The sequence below is a fragment of the Synechococcus sp. H70.1 genome (assembly GCF_047502705.1).
Lineage (GTDB): Bacteria > Cyanobacteriota > Cyanobacteriia > Thermostichales > Thermostichaceae > Thermostichus.
Genome location: NZ_JANSIV010000165.1, coordinates 2013 through 11015 on the forward strand (window position 1 = coordinate 2013; position 9003 = coordinate 11015).

At 61.3% G+C, this 9003-nt stretch carries 8 protein-coding genes; 7 read left to right on the forward strand and 1 reads right to left on the reverse strand.

Annotated elements, in window-relative coordinates:
• Nucleotides 1-7 precede the first annotated feature (7 nt).
• Nucleotides 8-1177 (reverse strand): lipid-A-disaccharide synthase-related protein, encoded by a 1170-nt coding sequence (locus NW827_RS10735; protein WP_414403548.1) that lies wholly within the window; start codon nucleotides 1175-1177, stop codon nucleotides 8-10.
• A 114-nt stretch (nucleotides 1178-1291) separates the two neighbouring features.
• Here NW827_RS10735 and NW827_RS10740 point away from each other — a divergent pair, with 114 nt between their 5' ends.
• From NW827_RS10740 to NW827_RS10770, 7 genes are all read left to right on the forward strand, one after another.
• Complete coding sequence (locus NW827_RS10740; RefSeq protein ID WP_414361144.1) at nucleotides 1292-1588, forward strand: hypothetical protein; 297 nt, start codon at nucleotides 1292-1294, stop codon at nucleotides 1586-1588.
• A gap of 70 nt (nucleotides 1589-1658) precedes the next feature.
• The gene (locus NW827_RS10745; protein ID WP_414403562.1) at nucleotides 1659-2705 is read left to right on the forward strand and encodes a thiamine phosphate synthase; all 1047 of its coding nucleotides are present in this window, start codon (nucleotides 1659-1661) and stop codon (nucleotides 2703-2705) included.
• A 161-nt stretch (nucleotides 2706-2866) separates the two neighbouring features.
• Entirely contained in the window at nucleotides 2867-4390 is a 1524-nt protein-coding gene (locus NW827_RS10750; RefSeq protein ID WP_414503677.1) for an AAA family ATPase, read from the forward strand.
• Between the two features lie 485 nt (nucleotides 4391-4875).
• A complete protein-coding gene (locus NW827_RS10755) occupies nucleotides 4876-6972 on the forward strand; it encodes an FAD-dependent oxidoreductase (protein WP_414503676.1) in 2097 nt (698 codons plus the stop codon).
• Nucleotides 6973-7408: 436 nt separating this feature from the next.
• The gene (locus NW827_RS10760; RefSeq protein ID WP_414361148.1) at nucleotides 7409-7750 is read left to right on the forward strand and encodes a hypothetical protein; all 342 of its coding nucleotides are present in this window, start codon (nucleotides 7409-7411) and stop codon (nucleotides 7748-7750) included.
• Between the two features lie 39 nt (nucleotides 7751-7789).
• Nucleotides 7790-8131, forward strand: coding sequence for a histidine triad nucleotide-binding protein (locus NW827_RS10765; RefSeq protein WP_414361150.1), 342 nt, complete (start codon nucleotides 7790-7792; stop codon nucleotides 8129-8131).
• Between the two features lie 60 nt (nucleotides 8132-8191).
• Nucleotides 8192-8842, forward strand: a complete 651-nt coding sequence (locus NW827_RS10770; RefSeq protein WP_414403550.1) for a precorrin-8X methylmutase — start codon at nucleotides 8192-8194, stop codon at nucleotides 8840-8842.
• Nucleotides 8843-9003 lie beyond the last annotated feature (161 nt).

Sequence of the window (9003 nt, forward strand, 5' to 3'; positions counted from 1 at the left end):
AAACAGGTTAGCCGCTGGGACCGGCAAGCAGGACCTTGATGTGGGCGGCAATGCGCTGGGCAGCGCCTGGGGAGCCAATGCGCCGTTGACCGTGGGCCCGCAGCTGGGCGGCGTAAGTGGGATCCTTGGCCAGGCGGTCCAGAATTTGGCAGAGCACGCCAGGGGCCTGCTGCGGCGAAGTGAGGTGAACGGCGGATCCCAGAAGGCGACTTTGGGCTTCGGCAAAGCGGGGAGTAAATTGCGGCCCCTCCCCCGGCAGCGTCACCACCGGTTTCCCTAGACCGACGCATTGTTCCGTGGCTGTCCCCGCCATGGCCAACACCGCCGTAGCTCGGTGGGCACAGGTGCCGAAATCCCCCCACACCAGCAGCAAGTCGCGGCGCCGGGGCGGAATCTTCTCCTGAAGAGGCGCCCGCTCCAGGGTGGGGCTGAGGGCTGCATAAACTTGGATCTCCAGCGGCAGTTGCTCGACCACCTGCATCATCAAGGCCCAGTTACGGTAGGCTTCCGGAGGGCGGGATCCCGGCAGCAGCAGCACCGCAGGCCGGTCGGGATCTAAAGGTAATTCTCCCCGCGGCTCCAGACCATCCATCATGGGGTTGCCCAGGTAGAAGGCTCTCAGGCCCCGTTGCTGCAGGGCGGTTGCCGTCAGCTCATCCCGTAAAAAAGAACCTAGGCAGCGCCGGTGGGCCATCAGCCAGCGCTCCCAGGGCAAGTAATCGGAAACCGGCTGTCCCAGCCAAGAGCGGTGGTAGGGCCCCCGTTCGTCCCGCCAGTAGTAGTCCGACTTGGCCGTGCCCACAAAGACGTAGGGGATCCCGCTCCACCACGCCATGGCCAGGGGCACAATGTCTCCCACGGCTAGCACCAGCTCCACCTGAGGGGCTAGGCGGCGCACCAGGGCCAGTTGCTTTCCTGTCAGGCCCAACAGGCCAGCGCGCAGATCTCGCCACAACTGCCGCCAATCCTGGTAGATAAACCCCCCCGAAGGCATTACCCGAGTTAGGGGCAGCAGTGGGATCTCTTGCCGTCGATACGCCACACCTTCCCCTACAATTGGCAGGGCCTGCACTGAGATCCCCAGTTGGGTGAGGGCTGAGGCAATGCGGCTAGCCACCTCGTCTTCTCCGTGGCCATTGCTTAGGCACAGCACCCGCGCCGGCATTGGTGGATTCAAGGGCATTCCTACAGCTTGGTGGCAACTCCAAACCTCGCCAGGGCAGGGGATCCCATGGCGTCGATCAGATCCCCTCAATTAAAATAGAGCCAACCCAAGGGGGGAAGCTAGGGAATGCTCCGGAACGACCGCCAACGAGCTGAGTTGATCGCTGCAGTGGAGACCCTACAGCTGGAAGGCCCTTACTTTGTCGAAACACGTCTTTTGCGCCAGCGAGGGCCGTTCTGGCGGGCGGTAAAGGATGTGCCAGCCGGTCAGCCCTGGTGGGAGATCCGCTACTTCCCTGCCTGCAGCTGCTACGCTTGGGCCTACCTGCCGGAAGGGACTGGCCCCCGCGAGTTTGGCTGGGGCCACACGCCGCAGCAGGCTTTCCTCAACGCCCTCTGGCAACGGACTCCGTCTGCCCCCTAGGGTAGGCAGGAGGGAGACCCCTCCATCAGAGTTGGGGATAGGGATCCCCTTTACTTCCACCTATGTACCTATGAAACCCCAGGCCATTGCCCGGATTCTCGATGCCAACCTTGACCGTGCTCGCGAAGGGCTGCGGGTCCTGGAGGAGTGGTTTCGCTTTGGCCTAGAAAACGGCGAGCTGGCTGGCGAATGCAAGGCGATGCGCCAGGCCCTAGCTCGTTGGCACAGCGACCCGCTGCGGTTGGCCCGCGACACCTCTGCCGACCCGGGCACCCAGATCTCCCATCCCCAGGAAGAGGAGCGGCGGGATCTCAGTCACCTGTTGCAGGCCAATTGCAGCCGCGTCCAGGAGGCGCTGCGGGTGCTGGAAGAATACGGCAAGCTGGCTGAATCCCACCAGTGGGTGGCCCCTGGGTTAGCCAAGCTGGCCAAAGACATGCGCTACCACCTCTACGTTCTTGAAAGTGAGCTGCTGGGCAGATCCCTGCGCCGGCGGCTTTTGGCAGCTCGCCTCTACCTAGTCACTAGCCCGGTGCCCAACTGGCTGGAGGTGGTGGAGAAGGCGCTGCGGGGGGGGGTAACCTTGGTACAGTACCGCCGCAAGAACCTCCCCGATAGGGAGATGCTCTGGGATCTCAAACAGCTGCGGCAGCTGTGCGACCGCTATCAGGCGTTGATGATTGTTAACGACCGGGTGGACTTGGCTTTGGTCAGCCAGGCGGACGGCGTGCACCTAGGCCAGACAGATCTGCCGGTTGCCCAAGCCCGGCATCTGCTGGGATCCCAGCGCCTAATTGGCCTCTCCACCACCAACGCTGAGGAGCTGGCCCAAGCCCTCAGTAGCGGCGTGGACTACATCGGCGTCGGCCCTGTCTATGCCACTCCCACCAAAGCAGAAAAACCCCCTGCTGGTCTGGAGTACGTGCGCCTAGCCGCTGAGAAGGCCCATCTGCCCTGGTTTGCCATCGGCGGCATTGATCTCCACAACCTGCCGGAGGTGCGCCAGGCTGGCGCCAGCCGCGTAGCTGTGGTGCGGGCCCTGATGGAAGCGGCGGATCCCACCCAGACTGCCCGCGCCATGTTGGCGGAGCTGCAAGGGATCCCTGCTCTATCCTGAAGTATAGACCCCGAATCCTCTCAAGACCTTTCTAACTCCCGATGGCAGAAGCCGCAAAAGATCTCACTGAGCTCACTCGGCAAAGGGAAAGCAGTGGGGATCCCGGCTTGACTGGGATTGCCACTGAGGTGCAAGGGGAGCTGATCCAGGAGCTGGATCTGATGATCCGGGCCCGCTACCCCCTGATCTACCTGGTTTCCCCCGAAGAGGAGCCGGCGGACGCCGTGCTCGTGCAAGTAGCCAAGAGAACCAATCCGCCGCGGCGGCTGCTGTTTTGGGATTTGGTGCGGGGCTGGCAGGATACTGGCGAAGACCGCGGCTCCATCATGGCCGCCCTAGGGCGGGTGTGGCGCTCGGCCCCCCAGGAAGACACCCTGTTTGTGCTGCGGGATCTGCACTTTGTGCTGCGCAATGCCAGCAGTGACAAAAACGCCCCCATCCTGCGGGAGCTGAAGAACCTCAGCCGCGAGCTCAAGCGCACCCGCAAGACGCTGATCCTGCTCAGCCACACCCTGGAAGTGCCCAGCGACTTAGCCGAGGAGATCACTGTTGTCGATATTCCCCTGCCCAACAGCGAGGAGATCAACCGCCTCATCCAGCTCTACGTGGCCCCGGAAAAGCTAAAGCTCAGCCCTCTAGGTCGTGAGCAACTGGTCAAGGCCTGTCAGGGGCTGAGCCGGGAGCGCATCCGCCGCGTTTTGGCCCGCGCCTTGGCCGCCAAGCAGGAGGTGAACGAGGCCGACATTGACCTGGTGTTGGAGGAGAAAAAGCAGGCCATCCGCCAGACCGGCATCCTGGAGTTTTTCACCGCCCGCGAGACCCTAAAAAGCGTGGGCGGGCTGGACAACCTCAAAGCTTGGGTGCGGGTGCGCCAGGAAGCCTTTACCGAAGAGGCGCGGCGCTACGGCCTGCCCAACCCCAAGGGGGTGCTGCTGGTGGGGATCCAGGGCACCGGCAAATCCCTCTCCGCCAAGACCATTGCCAATGAGTGGCGGCTGCCACTGTTGCGGCTGGATGTTGGGCGGCTGTTTGCTGGCATTGTGGGGGAATCGGAAAGCCGCGTGCGCCAGATGATCCAACTGGCGGAGGCCATGGCCCCCTGTGTGCTCTGGATTGACGAAATTGACAAGGCCTTTGGCAACATCACCAGCGGCGCCGACGGCGATTCGGGCACCAGCCGCCGGGTGTTTGGCAGCCTGATTACCTGGATGCAGGAGAAAACCAGCCCGGTCTTCATCGTGGCCACGGCCAACAACGTGCCCCTCTTGCCGCCGGAGCTGTTGCGCAAGGGCCGCTTTGACGAGATCTTTTTCCTCAACCTGCCCACCCACGCCGAGCGCAAGGAGATCTTCCGGGTACACCTGCAGCGGCTACGCCCCAGCCGGCTGCGGGAGTTTGACCTGGATGCCTTGGCAGCGGCTGCCCAGAACTTCAGTGGCGCTGAGATTGAGCAGGCCATTGTAGATGCTATGTACAACGCCTTTGGGGGCAGCGGCAGCGGCGCTCGGCGTGACTTCACCCAGGAAGACATCCTACAGGCCATCCGCGAAACCGTGCCCCTGGCCTCCATTGCCCGCGACCAGATCGAAAGTCTCAAGTGCTGGGCTGCCCAAGCAGGCGCTAGAACTGCCTCCCAGGATGCCCAGGTGCTGCAGGAAATGAAGCAATGTTTTGCGGCTTCGTAGAGGGAATCCCCAAATCTTCTCGGCTCGAAGGAAGCAAGCGTTAGCACTCCCGCCAACTCGCAGTCCACAAACCGACGCGTAAAGGCGTTGTCAAACCTTCCCTCCCCAGTTCCTGAGGCAAAGCCCCAAGGTTCTGCTTAACTTTCTTTAGCAAGTTGGGCTGGAAGCGCCTCTTTCTCGCGTAAGACCCGCGCAGAGGCTGGCCACCGGTCGGTTTTTTCACTGGCACCGGGCAGCTCGTTTGCCTCCAAGAAGCTGGCTTTTGCCCTGTAGCTATGCAAGCTGCATGAGCTTACGGGCTTTTCCGCCCGGCACTCAAGTACAGGGCCACCAAGCTATCCCGTTGGGAAACCCGCCAGGCTCAGCTTCAAGCCCTGGAGTCGGATTCCCGGCAGGCGGCTCGACTTGCCACTTTCCCTTCCTGAGCGCTACTGACCTCTCTGGGGGCGGATGGTTGAGACAACCGCCCTTTCAGGGATCCCGTCGTGTCACAATGGGTAAAAATTGGCTTTTTTTGTCTTGGCGCTGTGCTCAAGCCCCTCTACTACCGCGAGATCCCTTGCCCAGATACTGCTCAAGTGCTGCGCTGGCTGCAGGAGCACCTGCCTCTGCCTACGGGCAGCCAAAAGGTGCTTACCCCCAGCGGTCTGCGCCTAGAGGGATCCGGAGCCAAGCTGGCCGTTTTCCTCTGGTCGGGGCTGAACACCACCTATCTCAAGATCTTTCAGTGGTCAGAGCGGCCTTTCCCCCGGCAGGATCGCTGGCTAAAGGAAGTGGAGAGGGCCATCCAAAGCCAATTTCCCCACCGCTACCCGCAGTTGCCAGAGGTCGATCCCAGCCAGGGATCCATCTTTGAGCAACTGGAGCCTTTTTACCCGCAAACGGTGAAGTATTTCCGCCGCATTCCCAACGGCGAGTTCGACCTGCAGCGGGTTTACTGGTGGGAGAAGCGCTGGCGGGAAGAAGTGCAATCCCCCCATCCTCAGCGGCAGCCGGTGCTGTTTCGCCGGCCCACCCCAGAGCCCGCCCCTCAAGCGTGGGACTTGGTGATCGTGGGCGGAGCGCTGGGGGCCATCTACGGCGCGGCCATGGCCCGCCTGGGCTATCGTGTAGCCTTGGTGGAACGGCTCCCCTTTGGCCGCATGAATCGGGAGTGGAACATCTCGCGGCGGGAGCTGCAGACGCTGGTGGAGTTTGGCCTCCTCAGCCCTGAGCAGATGGAGAGCCTGATCCTACGGGAATACACCGATGGGTTTAGCAAGTTTTTTGATGGCAACAGCCCCGTGCGCGCCCCCGTCTTGCACACGCCGACGGTGCTCAATCTGGCCATCGATGCCGAAAAGCTCCTGCAGCTCTGTGGCCAGATCCTAAGCTCCTGTGGCGGCGCCATCTATGAGCGCAGCGAGTTTCAGCGGGCCTACATCGAGGAGCAGGGCGTCACGGTGGTGGTTAAGGACTTAACCACTCAAGAAGCGTTCTCTCTGGGAGCCCGCCTGTTGGTGGATGCCATGGGGACAGCCTCCCCCATTGCCCAGCAGCTCTACGGCCGCCGCGCCTTTGACAGCGTCTGCCCAACGGTGGGGGCCACCATTGCAGGGGGGTTTGAGCCAGGGGTTTGGGATCCCCAATTTGGCGACATCCTCGCCAGCCACGGGGACATCAGCCGCGGTCGGCAACTTATCTGGGAACTATTCCCTGGGCCAGGGGAGGATCTCACCTTCTACCTGTTCCACTACCACCAGGTACACCCAGAAAACCCGGGATCCCTCTTGGAGTTGTACGAAGACTTTTTTACCATCCTGCCCGAGTACCGCCGCTGTGACCCGGAGCGTCTGCAGTGGAAAAAGGCCACCTTTGGCTATATCCCCGGGCGCTTTGGCCGGCAGCCAGCTCCCAAGGAGCCCTTCGATCGTGTCCTCTTGATTGGGGATGCGGCAGCCCTGCAATCACCCCTGAGCTTTACGGGGTTTGGATCCCTGGTGCGCAACTGCCCCCGCCTGTGCGAGTTGCTGGATACAGCCTTGCGCCATGACCTGCTAAAAGCCGCCGACCTAGCCCAGATTCGCGCCTACCAAGGTAACTCAGCGGTGACCTGGTTGTTTTCCTGCGGCATGATGGTGCCCACTGGTAAAGTGCTGCCGCCCGAGCGCATTAACGCTATCCTCAACAGCTTTTTCGGCATCCTCACCACCGAGCCGCCGCAGGTGGTGGACGACTTTATCAAAGACCGAGCCGGTTGGCTGGCCTTTAACCGCATGGCCGTCAAAGCCGCTCTGCAGAACCCACGGCTGCTAGGGTGGATCTGGGAGGCAGTGGGGGCAGAAGGCTTTGCCCGCTGGCTGCCCACCTACTTTAGCTACACTGGCCTGGCCTTCCTCTCGGCCCTCCTGGGAAGTTGGTTCCCCAAGCTGTTGCGGCGCCTACAGCCCTGGCTGGAGCCCCGCTACCCCCGGCTGTGGTTGCGCTGCCTGAGCTGGAGCTACACCCTCACCTACGGGGTAGGCCGGCCGCGCCTTGAGTTTCATCTTCCTACCCCTCCTTCTCCTGCGCCGCCAAGCGTCCAAAATGCAATACCAGCCTAGGCCGGAGACTTTCATTGCACCGGTTGTTTCTAGGCTTTCGCCCTCTTGAAACCACTGTCTCTCTGATGTCTGTAGGAGAGGCGGGTGCCGACTGTTAAACTCGCAAAAAATCTCGACGAGTGCTAGCATTCCTTACTTTGGTTTGCTAGCAGTTTTCTCCCTTATCTGCGCAGGATTGTTCACCAGAGCGCTCATCAGGCAAGGCTCCCCGCTTGGGTGCCGAAGCATCCCCTCCCCAGGGAGTGGCTGGCGGAAAAAGAGTTCTGCCCGCCTGCTTTTAGCCTTGGCAATTGGCCCAAGTTGAGTATAATCAGTGCCTATCATCTATTAACCTTCAGGTTCAGGCCGATGAGGGTTGGGAAGGGATCCCAGCGTGAATCGGTCAAGAGCTTGGTCGACCTCTTTTTGCATTTTCGCCTCCGTAGAGCTGGATCCAATGGTTTATACCTTTGAGATCATCGGCGTTGCGCCTGCCCTTGAGTTCTTCTATCAGCAGCAGGAGCTGGCAAAGCGGCCTTGTGGGGTAGAGTACTTAGGCACCCGCCCTTGCACCCTGGATGCGCTGTTGCAGTCTTTGGAAGAGCTGCCGGCGCGGCGGGGCTGGGACTGGGATCAATTGGTCGAAGCGGTGATCCGCTTTTGGTGCAGCAACCCCGATTTGGTGAGTTTGTGGCGGTCTCGCTTGCGGGACGCCGGGGAAGATGCCCTGTTGGTCTCACGGGTAGGGCACATCCAATCCCTACAGCGGGAGTTTGAGTGGCTGCTCAACCAATCATAAAGCGGGTAGGCTAAGGGCAGGATTGGTTGGTGACTACCTATGAGCGACACCGTCTTCAGCAAGATCATTCGCAGGGAGATCCCGGCCCAGATTGTCTACGAAGATGAGCGGGCCATCGCCTTCAAAGACATTGCCCCTCAAGCCCCTGTCCACATCTTGGTAGTGCCCAAGGAGCCTATCCCCGGCATTGCCCAGGCCAAGCCCGAACACGAAGCATTGCTGGGGCACCTGCTGCTGACGGCTCAGCGGGTGGCTGCCGAAGCTGGCCTAAGCAAAGGTTATCGCTTGGTCATCAACCAAGGAGAAGATGGCGGTCAAACCGTCTTTCACCTGCACATCCACGTCCTGGGCGGTCGGGCAATGGGCTGGCCGCCAGGCTAGTTCTGGGTTTCCCCCAGCTAGAATGCTGGGAGGGCGGCTGGTGCACGAGGTCTAGGGGCAATGGAGTGGCATGTCACCGATGCGGAAAGCCTGATGATCATTGACCAGGAGGTGGGTAAGCACGAGCTTTCCCCCGCCGAATATGAGGTGGTGCGTCGGGTGATTTACGCTACGGCAGACTTCGAGTATCTCCACCTCCTCCGTTTTGCTAACGAGGCGCTGCAGGCGGGGGCGGCGGCTTTGGCGGCGCGCACCACCATTGTGGTGGACGAGCCAATGGTGCAGGTGGGCATTGCACGAGCGGTGCAGAACACCTTTTCCAATCCCATCTACTGCGGCAGCGAAGCTGTCACCCGTCCCCAAAAAGATAAGACCCGCTCTGCTTGGGGATTGGAAACGCTGGCCCAACGCTATCCTGAGGCCATCTTTATCGTTGGCCAATCCCAGACGGCTCTTTCCACGTTGGTGCAGTTAATCGCCGAGAAAGAGGTGGCCCCTGCTTTGGTAATTGCCACGCCGGCTGGGTTTGTGGATGTGGTGAAAGCCAAGCGGGAGCTGGCCGATTCCATGGTGCCCCACATTCGCACCGAGGGACGTAAGGGCGGCCCTGCCGTGGCGGCGGCGGTCTTGGATGGACTTTTGGACTTGGCTTGGCAGGCCTATGTGCGAGCCAGCAGCCCAGACCCTCCGGGCAAATCGGTTACCGGCTAGCTAAGTCCGATCTGAATCACAGTTTCGGCGGGATCCCGGTCACTCCTTCTTCCCTCCAGCCCTGGCAAGATAAGAGCCATCTTCTCAGTGCCAGAGCGAAGAAGTGGCCTGGGAAGCGGCTAGTCGAAGGGGGATCCGGTTATGCGTCAGTTTATCCGAGT